Source organism: Dongia soli, assembly GCF_034044715.1.
GTDB lineage: Bacteria > Pseudomonadota > Alphaproteobacteria > Dongiales > Dongiaceae > Dongia_B > Dongia_B soli.
Genome location: NZ_JAXCLW010000003.1, coordinates 286,139 through 303,279 on the forward strand (window position 1 = coordinate 286,139; position 17,141 = coordinate 303,279).

Here is a 17,141-nt window from a genome sequence, read left to right on the forward strand (position 1 = left end):
TCGGCGCAACCAAAAGAAGCAGCCAGCCGATGGTTGCCTGATTAGGACCAGCGTGCGTGGAAAGGGGAGGCATGTTCAGCAAGATCATCGAGTCTATCACCCTCCTCCCATCCGCCGCTCCACAGAACCGGCCAATGCCGGCTGCAGGCAGGATGGAATGAAGCGATGCAATTAAGCTTGCAAGGCATCGGCAAGGCCGTCGGCGGAGAAATGCATCTCGCGGATATCTCCGCCGAATTGACGAGCGGCCTCAATGTGGTTCTGGGACCGACAGGGTCGGGTAAGACCTCCCTGCTGCGCTTAATCGCCGGTCTTGACCGACCGACTGCCGGCAAATTACTGCTGGACGGTCGTGACATCACCGCCCTCGGTGTCAATCTACGCAATGCCGCGATGGTCTATCAGCAGTTCGTCAATTACCCGTCTTTTACGGTTTACGATAATATTGCCTCGCCTTTGCGGCAGGGCAAAAGCCATGACGCCAGGGAGATCGACCGGCGAGTACGCGAGGCGGCTGCGTTACTGCATATCGAGCCGATGCTGGACCGGCTGCCCTCACAGCTTTCCGGCGGCCAGCAGCAGCGCACGGCCATTGCCCGCGCTATCGTTAAGGATGCCGAACTCCTGCTGCTCGATGAGCCGCTGGTCAATCTGGATTACAAGCTGCGCGAGGAACTGCGCGCCGAAATGCGCAACCTGTTCATTCAACGCAAGACGATCGTCGTCTATGCCACGACCGAGCCGAGCGAGGCGCTGCTGCTGGGCGGCTCGACAATGGTCCTGGATCAAGGGCGCGTGCTGCAATTCGGACCGACATTGCAGACCTATCACCATCCGGTGTCAACGCGAGTGGGCACCATCTTCTCCGATCCTTCTATGAATCTTCTGGATGCCAAGATCGAGGGGGCGCAGTTGCACTTATCCGCCGATCTCGCCTTTGGCTTGCCGGCGCATATGGCAGATCTGCCCGCCGGCCAATACCGCATCGGCGTTAGGGCGACACATGTCTCTCTTTCCCCGAACGGCGCAGATGCCATTCCGGCCCTTGCCGATGTCGACCTGGCAGAAATCAGCGGCTCCGAGACCTTTCTGCATCTGCGCCACGGTCCGCTCAACTTCATTGCGCAGGTCGAGGGCGTGCATCCCTTTGGCCTCGGCGCACAGGTTACCGTCTACTTGAATCGTGCCCGGCTTTATGCCTTTGACGGTGGTGGCAAATTGGTGGGTGCGCCCATCATCGGAGATATTCGTGAAGGAAGCGGCCATGGCACGCATTGATCTGGTCGAACTCAGCCATTCCTACAGACCGAATCCCCGATCGCGCGACGATTATGCCTTGCCCAAGCTGAACATGACCTGGAAGGATGGCGGCGCTTATGCCTTGCTGGGGCCATCGGGCTGCGGCAAAACAACCTTGCTCAATATCATCTCCGGCTTGATACAGCCGAGTGCCGGCAAGGTCCTGTTCGACGGCCAGGACGTGACATCGCTGCAGCCGCAGCAGCGCAATATCGCCCAGGTTTTCCAGTTCCCGGTGATCTACGACACCATGACGGTGTTCGATAATCTCGCTTTTCCGCTGCGCAATCGCGGCTGGAAGCGGCCGGATATCCAAAAGCGTGTCGAAGAGATCGCCGAAATCCTCGATCTCACCGGCGATCTCAAGAATCGCGCCAGCGGTCTCGGCGCCGATGCCAAGCAGAAGATTTCCATGGGGCGTGGCCTGGTGCGGCCGGATGTGGCCGCGATCCTGTTCGACGAACCCTTGACCACCATCGATCAGCATTTGAAGTGGACCTTGCGCCGCAAGCTGAAACAGATCCATGCGCAGCTCAAATTGAGTCTGATCTATGTCACGCATGATCAGGTCGAAGCCATGACCTTTGCGGAACAAGTGGCGGTGATGTATGGCGGTGAAGTGGTCCAGATGGGCTCTCCCCAGGAATTGTTCGAAGAACCTGCACATACCTTCGTCGGGTTCTTTGTCGGCAGTCCCGGCATGAATTTGCTGCCTTGTGCAATCGAGGGAAACGAAGCGGTTATTGACAATATCCGGATCCCGCTGGATCCCGAGCGCGCTCAAAAAGCCGCCGCGACGAACAGTCCTTTGAAATTAGGCATCCGCCCGGAATTCCTTGGCGTCGTCAAGACTGAAACCACGCCAAGCGGCACGATCGGTGTCCCGACCGTCATTGAAAGCGTCGAGGACCTCGGCAATTTCAAGATCGCCACGACGCGGTTGGGCACGCATCGCCTGAAAGCGAAACTGCCGGAGACCGTCGAAATCACCCCCGGCCCGGCGCAACTCTGCTTTCCAACGGCCCGAACCAGGCTTTATGCCGATGACCGGCTGATCGCGGCCTGAGGAGAAAGCGCATGAATAAGATCTATGACAACCGCGCCTGGCTCCTGGTCCTGCCGGTCTTCGTCACCGTCGCATTCAGCGCCGTCATCCCGATGATGACGGTGGTGAATTACTCGGTTCAAGATATCTTCGACGCTGATAACCGCGTCTGGGTCGGTACCGAATGGTTTACCGAGGTGATGCAGGACAGTGACCTGCAGGACGCGCTCTTCAAACAGATATTCTTTTCCGCTTGCGTCTTGCTGACGGAGATTCCGCTCGGCATTGCTATCGCCCTGTGCCTGCCGACGCGCAGCGGTTGGGCCTCGTCGCTCTCGCTAATTCTGTTGGCCCTGCCGTTGCTTATTCCCTGGAACGTGGTGGGCACCATCTTCCAGATCTTCGGCCGTGCCGATATTGGGCTTGCCGGTTTTCTGTTGAATGCGATGGGCATCAATTACAACTATGCGGCCAATTCCGTGGATGCCTGGCTAACCGTATTGGTGATCGATATCTGGCATTGGACGCCCCTGGTCGCCTTGCTGTGCTATGCCGGCCTGCGGGCAATTCCCGATGCCTTCTACCAGGCCGCGCGGATCGATGGCGCCAGCGCCTGGGCCGTCTTCCGCTATATTCAGTTGCCTAAACTGAAAGGCGTACTCACCATCGCCCTGCTGCTCCGCTTCATGGATAGTTTCATGATCTATACCGAGCCCTTCGTGCTGACCGGCGGCGGCCCGGGCAATGCCACAACCTTCCTCAGCCAGTATCTGACCAAGCTGGCCATCGGCCAGTTCGACATCGGACCGGCGGCAGCCTTCTCGATCATCTATTTCCTGATCGTGTTGCTGTTCTGCTTCCTGTTCTACACGGCATTGCAAAACGTCGAGCGCAGCAAGCAAGGATAGGGGATATCATGAGAAAGCGGCATGTCGCTTTGGTCTTTTACTTCTTACTGCTGCTGCTGCCGATCTATTGGCTGCTCAACATGTCCCTGAAGACCAATCAGGAAATCGTAAGCGTGCTGACCCTGTTCCCACAGCACCTGACTTTCGCCAACTTCGCCATCATTTTCACCGATCCCTCTTGGTATAACGGCTATATCAATTCGCTGAGCTACGTGCTCATCAATGTCGTGCTCTCGCTTCTGGTGGCCCTGCCAGCCGCCTATGCGTTTTCGCGTTACCGCTTCATCGGCGACAAGCATATGTTCTTCTGGCTGCTGACCAATCGGATGGCGCCGCCGGCGGTCTTCCTGCTGCCGTTCTTCCAGCTCTATTCCACGATCGGCCTGCTGGACACTTATTGGGCGGTTGCCCTGGCCCATATGCTCTTCAATGTCCCCCTCGCTGTTTGGATTCTCGAAGGCTTCATGTCCGGCGTGCCGCGGGAGATCGATGAAATGGCCTTCATGGATGGCTACAGCCTGCCGAAGTTCTTCCTGCTGATCTTCGTGCCGCTGATCAGGGCGGGTATCGGTGTCACAGCTTTCTTCTGCTTCATGTTCAGTTGGGTGGAACTACTGATGGCGCGCACCTTGACCTCGGTCGAAGCCAAGCCGATCGCCGCCACCATGACCCGCACGGTCAGCGCTGCCGGGATGGATTGGGGAGTCCTAGCCGCCGCCGGCGTGCTCACCATCGTACCGGGCGCCCTGGTGATCTATTTTGTGCGCAACTACATCGCCAAGGGCTTTGCCCTGGGCCGCGTCTAACAAGCGGCACGGGAGGAAATCACGATGGGATGGATGGCCTGGACAATGCCGACGGCGATCTTCTTCGTCGTCATCGGCCTGATGCTGCTCGGCATGACGATCTGGCAGGTCGTCTCGCCCTCTTTGCCGCGCAAGGGCTTTCTGCCAATCGTTACCACGCGCGGCGACCGGCTTTTTATCGGCCTGCTGCTGGCCGCCTATATTCATCTGGTCTGGCTGATGCTGCTGACCGCGCCGCTCTGGTGGGCGCTCGGCATCGCCGTTGTCTTGCTCGTCATTATCATGCGCTGGGGTTAGTGCGACCGGCGCATCACTCTACCGGAAGCGATGGGTAACCCTTCCGCCTGTCGGGCATACAAATCCGGTCTCGCAATGAGAAGGGATGAGGGAGTGGATCAATGAGCAATAAAAGAAAATTGCTCGTCTCTCGGCGTCGGGTGTTGCAAGGGGCGTCGGCCCTGGCGGTGTCCGGTTCCGTCGGCGGGTTGCTATGGCCGATCCGTGCGAAAGCCGACATGGCCGTGGCCGAGAAGTGGATTGATTCGGAATTCCAGCCGTCCAGCCTGTCACGCGACGAGCAGAAGGCGGAAATGGAATTCTTCGTCAAGGCGGCGGAGCCCTTCAAGGGCATGGATATCAATGTCGTCTCTGAAACCATCGATACCCATGTCTACGAATCCAAGACCCTCGCCAAGGCCTTCAGCGAAATCACTGGGATCAATCTGAAACATGATCTGATCCAGGAAGGCGATGTCATCGAAAAACTGCAAACGGAAATGCAGTCCGGCAAAAGCATCTATGATGCCTATGTCAACGATTCCGATCTGATCGGTACGCATTTCCGCTACGGCAAGGCGATTCCGATTTCCGATTTCATCACCGGTGAAGGCAAGGACGTCACGCTGCCGACGCTCGATGTCAATGACTTCATCGGCAAGAGCTTCACCACGGCGCCGGACGGCAAGCTTTACCAATTGCCCGACCAGCAATTCGCCAACCTCTACTGGTTCCGCCACGACTGGTTCAGCCGGCCCGAATTGCAGGAGCAGTTCCGCAACAAGTTCGGCTATGAGCTGGGTGTCCCCGTCAACTGGTCGGCCTATGAAGACATCGCCGATTTCTTCACCAATACGGTAAAGACGATCGATGGCGTCCGGGTCTATGGCCACATGGATTACGGCAAGAAGGATCCGTCGCTGGGCTGGCGTTTCACCGATGCCTGGCTGTCGATGGCGGGTGCCGGCGACAAGGGCATTCCCAACGGCCTGCCGGTTGATGAATGGGGCATCCGGGTCGAGGGCTGTGCACCCGCAGGCGCCTCGATCACCCGCGGCGGCGACACCAACGGCCCGGCCGCCGTCTATGCGCTGACGAAGTATATCGACTGGCTGAAGAAATACGCACCGCCAGAAGCCGCCGGCATGACCTTCTCGGAAGCCGGACCGGTGCCGGGCCAGGGTAATATCGCCCAGCAGATCTTTTGGTACACGGCCTTCACCGCCGCCCTGACCAAGAAGGGTCTGCCGGTCGTTAATGACGACGGCACGCCGAAATGGCGTATGGCGCCCTCGCCACACGGCCCCTATTGGGAAGAGGGCATGAAGCTCGGTTATCAGGATTGCGGTTCCTGGACCCTGCTGACCTCGTCCGATCCGGTGCGGCGCAAGGCCGCTTGGCTCTATGCGCAGTTCTGCATCTGCAAGACGACGTCACTGAAGAAAACGCTGGTCGGCCTGACGCCGATCCGCGAATCCGACTTGAAGACCGACGCGATGTCCAAAGCGGCGCCCATGCTAGGCGGCCTGGTCGAGTTCTACCGCAGCCCGGCCCGCGTCGCCTGGACGCCCACCGGTACCAATGTGCCGGATTATCCGAAGCTGGCGCAGCTTTGGTGGCAGAATGTCGCTTTGGCCGTCACCGGCGAGAAGACGCCGCAGGAAGCCATGGACAATCTCGCCAAGGAAATGGACCGCACCCTGAAGCGCCTGGAGCGGGCCGGCATGAAAAACTGCGCGCCGAAGCTCAATGCGGAAAAAAGCGCTCAGGAATGGTTCGATGCACCGGGCGCGCCGAAAGCCAAGCTCGATAACGAGAAACCGAAAGGCGAGACGGTCGCCTATGAGACTTTGCTGCAGGCCTGGAAAGAGGGCCGGGTGAAGTAACCTTCTATCTCCCCGAGACGGGCGGTATCGGCAACGATACCGCCCTTTTTATGACCTGGCAGGAACGATCAAGGCATCGACGGCGACGCAGCCATCGGCGTCAGCGATGACCGGATTGAGATCGCATTCGGCAATCAGGTCGCCAAGATCCGCCAGCATCACCGAGAAATTCGCGAAAGCCTCGGCCACTGCCGTCTTTGCCACTGCCGGCATGCCGCGATACCCGCCCATCAGCTTGCGCAGCGAGAGACGCTCGATCAGGCGTCCGGCGGACAGCCGATCGATCGGCGCCAAAGCAAATTGGCGATCGCTCAGCTGCTCGATCAATGTGCCGCCGGCACCGATCATCGCCAAGGGACCGAATTGCGCATCACGCAGCCCGCCAAAGGACAATTCCAAACCGCGCGCCGCCATCGGCATCAGCAGTACCTTGGCGCCCAGCCGTGATGTGAGATCCTCATAGGCGGCGGCAACCGCGTCATCGTCCTGCAGGCTGAGATGCACACCGCCGACATCGGATTTATGCAGAATGCCGGGCATCGCGGTTTTCATGACGACTGGGAAGCCAAGCCGACGCGCCGCTGATGCCGCATCGGATGCAGTCTCTGCCAAAGCGAAGGGCAAAGTCGGAATGTTGTAGTCGTCGAGCAGCGTCAGGCTTTCCGCTTCGCTCAGAACCTCGCCGCTTGTCAGCCGCTCCTGCCATTTCTGCCGCAGGCCCGCCGGGGCCGCCGCCGGATTCGGTGGGGGAAACCGCAATCCATCGCGATAGGTCATGGCCTTGCCGATCACCCGCAGGGTCGAGGCGATACCACTGAGAACCGGGATGCCGTCCGCCGTCAGTCCGGCCGCCAGGACGTCGCTGCCGGCGCTGCCGATATTGGTACTGATGACGATCGGTTTGTCGCTGCGCGCGAAGGCCTCCCGCATGGCCCGGGCATAGCCCTCCACCAGATGAAAACCATCACGCGTTTCGGCACAGAGCACGCCGAGCGCGCTAGCCGGATCCTGCATGAGCGCCGTCATCATATCGGCAAAAGCGGCTTCGTAATCATGCCCCGTGCCCCAGGCGTCCAAAGGATTGATCGGATCGAGGCCATGATCGAGCCGGGCGGCAAGCTTCGACTGCGTTTCCGCGCTGATCTCCGCAAACGGCACGCCGGCGTCTTCGGCGAGATCAACCATCAATTCGCGCAGCCCGCCGGAATCGTGCATGCTGGCCAGGCCACCGGCAGCCAGGTCGCGGAGGCCGGAAAAAAGACGCAAGGTGTTGGCGAAATCGTCCAGGTTATCGACCTCGATGACGCCGTAACGATCGAACAAGGCGCGATAGGCAGCATGGTTGCCGGCGACGGCGCCCGAATGACTGGCGGCCATGGCGGCGCTGGCAGCGGTGCGGCCAACTTTCAATGCAACCACGGCGACATGCCGTTCCCGTGCCCGTTCCAAGGCTTTCACGAAGCCGGCCGGATCGCGCACCGTTTCAAGGAACAGGCCGACGCAGCGTATATCCGGCTGCGCCAGAGCGAAATCGAGATAATCGGCGGCCGTCGTCACCAATTCCTGGCCGGATGAGACGGCCAGGCCAAAGCGCAGCCGCTTGTCGTTATGGCAAAGCGCGGAAAAGACCGTACCGGAATGGGTAATGAGGGCGATCCGGCCGGGCTTGATCCAGTCCGGCGGCGGAAAACCACAAACCCGCAACCCGAATTTCAAATGGTAGAAGCCCATGCAATTCGCGCCGCAGATCGGTATGCCGGCCGCGCGCGCGATTGCCGCCAGTCGCTTCGTCAAAGGTGGATCGCGATCTTCCGGAAGGTAGCAACTGCCGAACAAGGTGGCTGCACGAGCACCCGCCGCCACCGCTTCTTGCAAGGCGGCCTCGACGCGATGATTGGCGACGCCGATCACTGCGAGATCGACCTGCTCCGGCAGCGACGCCAGATCCGGATAACAACGCTGCCCGTCGATTTCCTGATAGGCCGGATTGACGAGATAAATCCGGCTGGGCGTTCCCGGTGCCGTCGCTGCAATGATCATGCCACGGCCGACCGAGTCCGGCTTCGGCGAAGCCCCGATCAACGCCACGCTGGCTGGCTTCAACAAAGGGTCCAGACGATGTGCGGGCATGAAGGTGCTCTTTCCCTGAGATTTCTCCGCCGCCCGCTTCTGGAGCTGTCCGGAAGGCCGGAGATCCAGTGACAGATAGGGGATTTGCAATAAACCGTCTATCCGGCGCGGAACTCATCGCCTCATGCTTTCCAATCATGCCGAGTTGCAGCCGACTCGCACGACATGTCAGTGATGAGGGCTGAGGAAAGGATCGAGCAACGTGTGCGGCCGCTTTAAACTCACCACCCCACCCGATGCGCTGGAAGCTCTGTTTGAGATTCGCTGCACGCTCAATCTCGCGCCACGATATAATATCGCGCCCACTCAGGAGGCTCCCGTCATCGGGCTTGGCCAGGAAGGGCGGCGGGAATTGCGCTTGTTCCGCTGGGGCCTGGTTCCCGCCTGGGCGAAGGACACCAAGATGGCCGGGTCGATGATCAATGCCCGGTCGGAAACCGTGCACGAAAAGCCCGCTTTCCGCCAAGCTTTTGCCAAGCGCCGCTGCCTGATCCCGGTGGACGGCTTCTACGAATGGCAGAAGCCCGGTGAGCAGGAAGCCGAGAGGCTGGGCAAGATCCCGGTACTGCTCACCCTGCCGAACCAGCAATGCTTCGCTTTCGCGGGGTTATGGGAAGGTTGGAAAAATCCCGACGGGACGATCCTGCGCAGCTTTACCATCATTACCACGACGGCGATTCCAGATTTGCAGCAGTTGCATCATCGAATGCCCGTCATCCTGCCGCCGCAGGCCTATACCGCCTGGCTCGATCCAAGCACATCGGAGGCATTCCTGCGCGACCTGCTTCAGCCTTACGAGGTGCAGCCGATCACGCAGACACCGGTCGGCAATGCCGTGAGCAGCGTTCGCAACGACGATGCGCGCTGCGTGGAACCACGCCCGTTAATTCCAACCGAACTGGCGCTCGATTGGCCGGAACAACGCGCCGGACGCTGATATTCGCCTGAAAAGCGAAACCTGCTCCCGGCATGCAGGATTTTCATGTGGGACATGCCGGTCATTTGCAACCTCGACAGCCCCCCGGCTAATGCTGGATAGTGTCGGCAAACCAATCCGGCGCGCCGGTCCCCATAGGACCCTGGCCGGCGCATAGATCATCAGGGGGAATCATGGCTATCAATATCATCGACCCGCAGTCGCCCGGCCGGCCACATGTGGACAGCTACTGGGCTCAGACAGCTGGCGACGAGGTCGAAAATACCCCCTCGATCCGCGGCGATATCGACATCGACGTCGCCATCATCGGCGGTGGCTATACCGGGCTTTCCACCGCCTATCATCTGGCCAAGGAATTCGGCCAGACGGCCCATGTGCTGGAAGCCAACCAGATCGGATGGGGCTGCAGCGGCCGCAATGGCGGCTTCGCCTCGATCGGCATCGGCAAAAGCAGCATCGACGGCTGGATCCGGCGTTGGGGCCTGGAAGGCGCGCGCAACAGTTTCGAGCAGAGCCGCGATGCCGTCCGCCTGGTTCACGGCCTGTTACGCGAGGAGGCTATTGATGCTCAGCCGACCCCTGACGGTGGCCTGGAACTGGCGCATCAACCCAGCCGGGTCAAAAATCTGATCGAAGATCAGCGTTTCATGAAGGAAAAACTCGGGGTCGAAACTCGGATTCTGAGCAAGCAGGAACTGGAACGCGACCATTTGATCAGCCGCGAGGCGCATGGCGCGCTGTTCTACGAAGAAGGTTTCGCTCTGCATGCGCTGCGTTATGCCCGGGGCATGGCGCGCGCGGCACAGAAGCACGGTGCAATCCTTCACAGCTCCTCGCCGGTTCAAGCCTGGCGGCGTGATGGCAAACGTCACCTGCTGTCGACGCCGGGCGGCATTGTCCGGGCAAATCAAGTGGTGATCGCCGGCAATGGCTATACCGGTGACCGCCTGCATTCGCATATCAACGGCCGGCTGCTGCCCGTCCTCTCCAATATCATCGTGACCCGGCCGCTCACCGAAGCCGAACGGCAATCGGTCAATTGGCTGACCTATCGCAAAATCTGGGATACCCGCCATCTGCTGTTCTATTATCGCCTGCTGCCCGACAATCGCATCCTTTTCGGTGCGCGGGGCGGCATTGAGGATACGCCCGAAAGCCGGGCAGAACGCCGGGCCTGGCTGATCCGCCGATTGGGCGAGATGTTTCCGCCGCTGGCCAAGGTCGATATCGAGTATTTCTGGAATGGCTGGGTCTGCGCCACCTACGACAAGAACCCGCATGTCGGCACGAGCGATGAAGGCACCGTACATTATGCCCTGGGTTATATCGGGACCGGCGTCGCGCTGTCGACTTATTGCGGTAGGTTGCTCGCGCATCAATTGACGGGCTCCAAGACGCTCCAGGCCAGCAGCCTGTTGCGCGTGCCCTTGCCGCGTTTCCCCTTTCCGGCATTCCGCCGCGTCTATCAACGGGTCATGTATCAGATGTACGAATTCCAGGATCAGCGTTCCTGAACCATGACAGTCGGCTCCGTGGCGATGGAAACGCGCTATCAGTCAACCTGGTTTCGGTATGTCGTGGGGCCGCTTTTCCTACTTGCCATGGGCCTTGGCTGGAGCGGCAGCTATACCTTGGCAAAGATCGCCACGACGCGCGGCGCATCTCCCTTCGGCATGACGATTTGGGAGGGGCTGGGTAGCGGCCTTCTTCTGCTTTTGGTCTGCGCCTTCATCAGGCGCTGGCCACGCTTCGATCGCCGGCATCTGATTTATTATACGATCAACGGCCTGATCGGGTTGTCCTTGCCCTCGGTCATCCTGCTCTGGGTTTCACCACACCTGCCAGTCAGTATCACCACCCTGCTGATTCCCCTGGCACCGGTGGTTACCTATCTTTTCGTCGTTCTGTTGCGGCTCGAACGGTTTCTCGCCTTGCGCGCGCTTGGCGTATTGCTGGGCTTTGCCGGGGTGTTGATGATCGTGCTGCCGCGCAACAGCTTGCCTGATACGTCGATGGTCGGCTGGGTGTTGATCGGTCTGGTTGCCTCGGTACTTTATGCGTCACAGAATGTTTATATCGCGCTGAAATGTCCGCCCGGGGCCGATGCCCTGTCGCAGACGGCTGCCATGCTTTTCATCGGTGGCCTGGTGATTGTACCCTTCGCCTGGGCAACCGACGGCTTCATCTCGCCGTTTCGCGCCTGGGATATCGTGACCTACTGCGCTTTCGGCATGATGGTGATCAATGCCCTCTTCACCATCGCCTTTGTCTGGTTGATCCAGGTCATCAGTCCCGTTTTCGCGTCGCAGAACGCCTATACCATCACACTGTGTGGCACTTTCTGGGGATGGCTGGTCTTCGGCGAGATGCATACCGCCTGGATCTGGGGCTCCCTTGCCGCCATGGTCGTTGGCGTCATGCTCGTAACGCTGGTCCGGGATCGACGGCAGATATCACTTGCGACGCGCGCCGTCGAAGAGGCTTAACCGCTTCAACTAGCGACGATCGATGAGATGCATGAACGATCCGGAAACCACGCCATGCCGATGGCCGGCAATGCCAAGCTCCCGCCCCTGTGCATCGCGCATCTCAAAGAGCTTGCCGCCCTCGTCTTCCTGCAGGATCGTGGCGTAGTGGAATTCATGGCCCCTGAATGAGTCGCCGGCACGTCCGAGCGCATTAGCGGCGAGAAGCCGGAGCTCTCGATAACCGAGATGCAGTTTGCGCTGTGCGAAAGAGGTTTCCAGCGGCAGCAGGCCGAGCATTGCGTGACGGTGCCCCTCCGCATCGGTAACCGCCCGCCCCAAGACCATATAGCCGCCGCATTCGCCATAGATGGTCACGCCGCGCGCGGCCGCATCACGCAAGCCGTCGAGAAAACAGGTGTTAGATGCCAGCTTACCGGCATGCAGTTCCGGATAGCCTCCCGGCAGGAAGATGGCATCGGCCGTCTTGGCTGCCGTTTCATTGGCTAATGGCGAGAAGAAACTGAGTTCCGCACCCGCTTTGCGCCAAGCCAGCAACTGCCCTGAATAGGCGAAAGCAAAGGCGATATCCTTGGCGATGGCGATATGCTGGCCGAGCGGCGGCAGCAAAGCCCGTGGCGGCTTTCCCGTATCTGGCGAGTCGATAGCGATCGGCTGAGCGGCGGCGATCAAGCGATCGATCTCCACATGGGTCGCCATGTGATCGGCCGCCCTCTGCAGGAAGCGTGGCAGATCACCATGTTCTGCCGCCTGGACCAGACCGAGATGCCGGTCCGGCAAAGCAAGATGGGCTATTTGCGGCACGAAGCCGAAAACCGGCAGGCCGAGTTGATCGAAAGCCTGGCGCAGGATTTCGACGTGCCGGGCGCCGCCGACATTGTTGCAGATGACGCCGGCGATATGCACGCCCGGGTGATGGTTGCGCATCCCCCGCGCGACGGCTGCCGCCGTTGCTCCCTGGCCTTTGACATTCAAGACCAGGATGACTGGCCAACCCGTCATTGCCGCGAGCTGCGCCGTCGAGCCGATCGGCAAGATATCGGCCACCGCGCCCGCCGGCATGGCCGCGCCGTCGAACAGCCCCATGACGCCTTCAACAACCAGCAGGTCTGCCGGCGTGGATGCATCGATCAAGGCTGCGAGGCTGGCTGGCCGCATGGCCCAGGGATCGAGATTGAAGCAATCCGCGCCGCTGGCGGCGGCATGGAAGGCGGGGTCGATATAATCGGGTCCGATTTTGCAGCCCCGCGCCGCGATACCCTGCCTCGCCAGCAAATGAAGAAGCCCCAGCGTCAGCGTTGTTTTGCCGCTGCCGGAAGCGGCGGCGGCAATGATCAGGCCGCGAGGGATCGAGGCTCGGGGCCGGCTGTCAGCGCCGACATCCACGCTTTATCCAACCTGTGTCTTGTTTCGGTGCCCGAGGGGATCGGGCGTCAGGATGCGGCCGTCCAGCGCACCGATCCAATCGAGCGCCGCACGCAGACGCACGACCTCGCCCACCACCACGATGGCCGGTGGTTCGATCCCGCTTGCCTCGACCGCAGCCGAGCAGGCCGCCAGTGTCGTCTCCAGCACCCGTTGCTCCGATGTCGTCGCCTTGCTGACCACCGCTACCGGTTCATCCGGCCTGCGGCCGGCCTGTTGCAGCCTCTCCGCAATCTGCCCGATATGTTTCAAGGCCATGTAGAGCACAATGACGGGCGACCCTTTGCCCAGCGACATCCAGTCGATACCGTCTGGCACGACGCCCGATGCATCATGGCCGGTAATGAAGGTCACGGCGGAATTGCAGTCCCGATGGGTCACCGGGATACCCGCATAAGCGAGGCCGCCGATACCGGCGCTGACGCCCGGCACGATGCGGAACGGAATGCCGGCTTCGACCAGGCTCAGAGCCTCCTCGCCGCCGCGTCCAAAAACGAAAGGATCGCCCCCCTTCAAGCGCAACACCCGCTTGCCCTCGCGCGCCAATTGGATGAGGCGCAGCGAAATATCGGGCTGCTTGGCCGAAGGCTTTCCGCCGCGTTTGCCGGCATATTCCAGCACAGCGCCGGGCCGTGCCAGATCGAGCACCGCCTGATCGACCAGCGCATCATAGACGATGACATCCGCCTGGCTGAGGCCGCGTACGGCCAGCAAGGTCAACAATCCGGCGGCCCCCGGACCGGCGCCGGTGAGCCAGACCCAGCCGGGCTGCAATTCCGGTAAGCTATCGAGCAATTTGTTCATGCGGGCATCCTAGTTTTCCGCCGCGGCCAGACTAGTCAAATTTGGACATCGACCGCTAGAATAGCGTCATGACTCGCAAGCCAAAAGACCTTCCCCAGGCCCTGCGGCGCGGCTGGACCACCGGAGCCTGCGCCACCGCAGCGACGAAGGCCGCCTTGACCGCGCTGCTGACGGGGCAATTTCCCGATCCGGTAACCATAACCTTGCCCAAAGGCGAACAGCCGAGCTTCACCCTGGCTCGCACCGAAAAACTGGCCGATGGGCGTTACATGGCGGCCATTATCAAGGATGCCGGGGACGATCCCGATGTGACGCATCTCGCCGAGATTCGCGCCAGCCTGCGCCTCTTGCCTGCAGGCCAGGGCATCGTCTTTCGCGGCGGCCCTGGTGTCGGTATGGTGACCAAGCCCGGATTGCCCATCGGGGTCGGCGAACCGGCGATCAACCCTGTTCCACGCAAGCTGATGCGTGATGTCGTCAACGAACTGATGACGGCGCATGGAAAACAGGCCGATGTCGAAATCGAAATCTCTGTGCCGCATGGCGAGAAACTGGCGGAGAAAACCTGGAATCCGCGGCTCGGCATTCTAGGCGGTATCTCTATCCTCGGCACCACCGGCATCGTCAATCCGTTTTCATGTTCGGCCTGGATCGCCTCGATCCATCGCGGCATTGATGTCATCCGCGCTGCGGGGTTACCGCATGCCGCCGCTTGTACCGGTTCGACCACGGAAGCTGCCGTGCAGCAACGCTACGGCCTCCCCGATTTCGCCTTCATCGATATGGGGGATTTTGCCGGCGGCACGCTGAAATATCTGCGGCTCCATCCGATACCGCGGCTGACGCTTGCCGGCGGCTTCGGCAAGATCTGCAAGCTGGCGGATGGCTGCCTCGATTTGCATTCCGGCCGTAGCCAGGTCAGCTTCGACAGTCTTGCCAAATCCGCGGCGGCGTTGGGTGCCGTCCCGCAACTGGTCGATCGCATGAGCGAAGCGAATACGGCGATGGAGGTCCTGGAACTTGCACAGGCCGCAGAACTGCCCTTGGCCAATGCGATCGCAGAGAAGGCCCGGGCGGTTGCTGCCGAAGCCTGCGATCATGCCGTCAGCATCGAAATCCTGATCTACGACCGCAAGGGTGTCTTGGCCGGCCATGCCGATTTCGCAGCCTAAGATTCTCCTGCTCGGCGGCACCGGCGAGGCCAATCAATTGGCCGCCAGGCTGCGCGAAGTTACCGACCTGCCGGTTGTCACTTCGCTGGCCGGCCGTACCCGCGCCCCGCGCCTGCCCGATGGCGAGGTTCGCGTCGGCGGCTTCGGCGGCGTCGGAGGTCTGACCGATTATCTGCGGCGCCATGATATCCGCCTGATCATCAATGCCACGCATCCCTATGCGGCGCAGATGAGCGAGAATGCCAGAGCTGCAGCCACGGCTGCGGACGTATCGTTGCTGCGCCTGTTGCGGCCGGCCTGGCGGCGCGATCCGTTGGATATCTGGATTGAGGTGGAATCGACTGCTGCCGCAGCCGATATCTGCAGATGGCACGGGCAGCGGATTCTTCTTAGCCTCGGCGGCTCCGATCTGGCGCCCTTCGCAAAAAATACCCGTAGCCATTTCATCGTTCGCATGGTTGACCCGCCGAAGCAAGAACCGCCGCTCGAACGCTACGAGCTGATCCTAAGCAAGGGTCCATTTTCCTGGATCGACGAGCGGCGCCTGATGATGGAACACGAGATCGACCTGATCGTCAGCAAGAACAGCGGTGGCCTCGCGACCTATGCCAAGATCGATGTCGCCCGCGATCTTGCAGTTCCAGTCGTCATGATCGACCGGCCGGCCATCGCGAAACAGCCGGGCTGCCCGGTCGCGGACAATATCGATCAGGCGCTGACCTGCGTGGCCGCCTGGGCAAGTTCCGAGGCGGGTGCAGCGCGCAAGTGACGCACAGGCGAGCACAAGGCAACCAGAGCCGATAGCGAATAGCCGCCGACTGCCAGCCACAAAACACCATCCAGGCCGAGGACCGGCACCAGCAGACCCGCAATTGCTGCGCCGAGGGGCACCGGCCCGTCATTGACGACGCGCACCGTCGCGCTGACGCGCGCCAGCTGTTCCTGCGGCATCAGGCTCTGCCGCAAATGCCGCTCGTGGATGGCGAAATAGCTCGTCACGCCATCCTGCAGGATTTGCTGAGCGATCAGGAGTGGAATTGCAACCACGGGCAACAGCCCGGCCGTCGGCAATAAGGCGAGGCCCAGAGTCTTGACCGCGAAGGCAGCAATGATGCCGGGCCCTACCGGCAGCCAGCCTGCGGTCCAGCGCACAAGAAACGTTCCCAGAAGCGACGCGAGACCGCCGGCGGCAATGATGAACCCAAGTTCTCCCGGTGACACATGCAGATGCTGGATGACATACAAGACATAAAAGGGTCCCATCATCGCCCCGAAAAACGTCCGCAAGCCGCGCGCGATCAGCAATGGCCGCAGCAATGGCTGCTGCCAGAGCGCCCTGAAGCCACCGCGAATATCGCCCCAGAGATCGCGCCGCTGTTGGCGGTCGATGGCGACCGCCGCTTCTGGCCGGCGGATGCGTAACAGCAAGATGGCTGAGAGCAAATAGGAGAGCGCATGGATCAACAAAGTCATGGGCGCAGTGATGATCTGGACCAGCATGCCGCCGATCGGTGGGCCGATCACTTCCGCCGTCGCATCCACGGTCTCACGCTGGCTGTTGGCCCGCAGCAGAACGACCCGATCGACCAGCGAGGGCAAATGCGCCTGATCGGCGATGTCGAAGAACAGTGACAAGGTCGTCACCAGCGCAACGACGACAACTAGCTGAGTTAGTCCGAGCAGGCCGAACCAGGCCGCGAGCGGCACTGACATTAAGACGGCGAAACGCAGGAGATCCGAAGCGATCATGACCGGTCGCCGTCGCCGCCGGTCCAGCCAAGCGCCTGCCATGAGGCCAAGAACGAGGACCGGCAAGGTGGAGGCGACGCCGATCAGGCTGAGCTCGCCTGGCGTCGCCTGCAGAACCAGAACGGCAGTCAGCGGCACCGCCTCTCGCGCTACCTTCGTTCCCATGCTTGAGGTGGCGAAGGCGGCCAGCAGATATCTGAAATCGCGATCCGCCATGG

15 protein-coding genes are annotated in these 17,141 nt (G+C 60.9%); 11 read left to right on the forward strand and 4 right to left on the reverse strand.

What is annotated here, in order from left to right; translation table 11 throughout:
- Nucleotides 1-165: 165 nt before the first annotated feature.
- From SMD27_RS13440 to SMD27_RS13465, 6 genes are all read left to right on the forward strand, one after another.
- Entirely contained in the window at nucleotides 166-1,278 is a 1,113-nt protein-coding gene (locus SMD27_RS13440) for an ABC transporter ATP-binding protein (protein ID WP_320508914.1), read from the forward strand.
- Complete coding sequence (locus SMD27_RS13445) at nucleotides 1,265-2,365, forward strand: ABC transporter ATP-binding protein (RefSeq protein ID WP_320508915.1); 1,101 nt, start codon at nucleotides 1,265-1,267, stop codon at nucleotides 2,363-2,365. The genes SMD27_RS13440 and SMD27_RS13445 overlap by 14 nt, the downstream gene beginning before the upstream one ends.
- A gap of 11 nt (nucleotides 2,366-2,376) precedes the next feature.
- On the forward strand, nucleotides 2,377-3,252 hold the full coding sequence (locus SMD27_RS13450) for a carbohydrate ABC transporter permease (protein WP_320508916.1): 876 nt from the start codon (nucleotides 2,377-2,379) through the stop codon (nucleotides 3,250-3,252).
- Nucleotides 3,253-3,260: 8 nt separating this feature from the next.
- Complete coding sequence (locus SMD27_RS13455) at nucleotides 3,261-4,058, forward strand: carbohydrate ABC transporter permease (RefSeq protein ID WP_320508917.1); 798 nt, start codon at nucleotides 3,261-3,263, stop codon at nucleotides 4,056-4,058.
- 24 nt (nucleotides 4,059-4,082) lie between these two features.
- Entirely contained in the window at nucleotides 4,083-4,355 is a 273-nt protein-coding gene (locus tag SMD27_RS13460) for a DUF2160 domain-containing protein (protein ID WP_320508918.1), read from the forward strand.
- A gap of 101 nt (nucleotides 4,356-4,456) precedes the next feature.
- Nucleotides 4,457-6,220: an ABC transporter substrate-binding protein gene (locus tag SMD27_RS13465; RefSeq protein ID WP_320508919.1), complete on the forward strand. Its 1,764-nt coding sequence runs from the start codon at nucleotides 4,457-4,459 to the stop codon at nucleotides 6,218-6,220.
- A 48-nt stretch (nucleotides 6,221-6,268) separates the two neighbouring features.
- Here the strand turns inward: SMD27_RS13465 and SMD27_RS13470 are convergent, their stop codons facing one another.
- Nucleotides 6,269-8,350: an acetate--CoA ligase family protein gene (locus tag SMD27_RS13470; RefSeq protein WP_320508920.1), complete on the reverse strand. Its 2,082-nt coding sequence runs from the start codon at nucleotides 8,348-8,350 to the stop codon at nucleotides 6,269-6,271.
- A 202-nt stretch (nucleotides 8,351-8,552) separates the two neighbouring features.
- Here SMD27_RS13470 and SMD27_RS13475 point away from each other — a divergent pair, with 202 nt between their 5' ends.
- From SMD27_RS13475 to SMD27_RS13485, 3 genes are all read left to right on the forward strand, one after another.
- Nucleotides 8,553-9,287, forward strand: a complete 735-nt coding sequence (locus SMD27_RS13475) for an SOS response-associated peptidase (RefSeq protein ID WP_320508921.1) — start codon at nucleotides 8,553-8,555, stop codon at nucleotides 9,285-9,287.
- 173 nt (nucleotides 9,288-9,460) lie between these two features.
- Nucleotides 9,461-10,801 (forward strand): NAD(P)/FAD-dependent oxidoreductase, encoded by a 1,341-nt coding sequence (locus tag SMD27_RS13480; protein ID WP_320508922.1) that lies wholly within the window; start codon nucleotides 9,461-9,463, stop codon nucleotides 10,799-10,801.
- Between the two features lie 3 nt (nucleotides 10,802-10,804).
- A complete protein-coding gene (locus tag SMD27_RS13485) occupies nucleotides 10,805-11,773 on the forward strand; it encodes a DMT family transporter (protein ID WP_320508923.1) in 969 nt (322 codons plus the stop codon).
- A gap of 9 nt (nucleotides 11,774-11,782) precedes the next feature.
- Here the strand turns inward: SMD27_RS13485 and SMD27_RS13490 are convergent, their stop codons facing one another.
- Together SMD27_RS13490 and cobA are read right to left on the reverse strand one after the other, a co-directional pair.
- A complete protein-coding gene (locus SMD27_RS13490) occupies nucleotides 11,783-13,159 on the reverse strand; it encodes a cobyrinate a,c-diamide synthase (RefSeq protein WP_320508924.1) in 1,377 nt (458 codons plus the stop codon).
- A gap of 3 nt (nucleotides 13,160-13,162) precedes the next feature.
- Nucleotides 13,163-14,002 carry a uroporphyrinogen-III C-methyltransferase gene (cobA, locus tag SMD27_RS13495; RefSeq protein ID WP_320508925.1) on the reverse strand — a complete coding sequence of 280 codons (840 nt, stop codon included), beginning with the start codon at nucleotides 14,000-14,002 and terminating at the stop codon, nucleotides 13,163-13,165.
- A gap of 68 nt (nucleotides 14,003-14,070) precedes the next feature.
- Between cobA and SMD27_RS13500 the strand changes: the two genes are divergently transcribed.
- A complete protein-coding gene (locus SMD27_RS13500) occupies nucleotides 14,071-15,174 on the forward strand; it encodes a cobalt-precorrin-5B (C(1))-methyltransferase (RefSeq protein WP_320508926.1) in 1,104 nt (367 codons plus the stop codon).
- Complete coding sequence (locus tag SMD27_RS13505; RefSeq protein ID WP_320508927.1) at nucleotides 15,155-15,943, forward strand: cobalt-precorrin-6A reductase; 789 nt, start codon at nucleotides 15,155-15,157, stop codon at nucleotides 15,941-15,943. Before SMD27_RS13500 ends, SMD27_RS13505 begins: the two co-directional genes overlap by 20 nt.
- Here the strand turns inward: SMD27_RS13505 and SMD27_RS13510 are convergent.
- Nucleotides 15,883-17,139, reverse strand: a complete 1,257-nt coding sequence (locus SMD27_RS13510) for an MFS transporter (RefSeq protein ID WP_320508928.1) — start codon at nucleotides 17,137-17,139, stop codon at nucleotides 15,883-15,885. The genes SMD27_RS13505 and SMD27_RS13510 overlap by 61 nt on opposite strands.
- Nucleotides 17,140-17,141 lie beyond the last annotated feature (2 nt).

Excerpts from the sequence above, each read along its gene's own strand:
- SMD27_RS13440 (WP_320508914.1), top strand. The coding sequence starts at position 166 with ATGCAATTAAGCTTGCAAGGCATCGGCAAGGCCGTCGGCGGAGAAATG.
- SMD27_RS13445 (WP_320508915.1), top strand. The coding sequence starts at position 1,265 with ATGGCACGCATTGATCTGGTCGAACTCAGCCATTCCTACAGACCGAAT.
- SMD27_RS13450 (WP_320508916.1), top strand. The coding sequence starts at position 2,377 with ATGAATAAGATCTATGACAACCGCGCCTGGCTCCTGGTCCTGCCGGTC.
- SMD27_RS13455 (WP_320508917.1), top strand. The coding sequence starts at position 3,261 with ATGAGAAAGCGGCATGTCGCTTTGGTCTTTTACTTCTTACTGCTGCTG.
- SMD27_RS13460 (WP_320508918.1), top strand. The coding sequence starts at position 4,083 with ATGGGATGGATGGCCTGGACAATGCCGACGGCGATCTTCTTCGTCGTC.
- SMD27_RS13465 (WP_320508919.1), top strand. The coding sequence starts at position 4,457 with ATGAGCAATAAAAGAAAATTGCTCGTCTCTCGGCGTCGGGTGTTGCAA.
- SMD27_RS13470 (WP_320508920.1), bottom strand. The coding sequence starts at position 8,350 with ATGCCCGCACATCGTCTGGACCCTTTGTTGAAGCCAGCCAGCGTGGCG.
- SMD27_RS13480 (WP_320508922.1), top strand. The coding sequence starts at position 9,461 with ATGGCTATCAATATCATCGACCCGCAGTCGCCCGGCCGGCCACATGTG.
- SMD27_RS13485 (WP_320508923.1), top strand. The coding sequence starts at position 10,805 with ATGACAGTCGGCTCCGTGGCGATGGAAACGCGCTATCAGTCAACCTGG.
- cobA (WP_320508925.1), bottom strand. The coding sequence starts at position 14,002 with ATGAACAAATTGCTCGATAGCTTACCGGAATTGCAGCCCGGCTGGGTC.
- SMD27_RS13500 (WP_320508926.1), top strand. The coding sequence starts at position 14,071 with ATGACTCGCAAGCCAAAAGACCTTCCCCAGGCCCTGCGGCGCGGCTGG.
- SMD27_RS13505 (WP_320508927.1), top strand. The coding sequence starts at position 15,155 with ATGCCGATTTCGCAGCCTAAGATTCTCCTGCTCGGCGGCACCGGCGAG.
- SMD27_RS13510 (WP_320508928.1), bottom strand. The coding sequence starts at position 17,139 with ATGGCGGATCGCGATTTCAGATATCTGCTGGCCGCCTTCGCCACCTCA.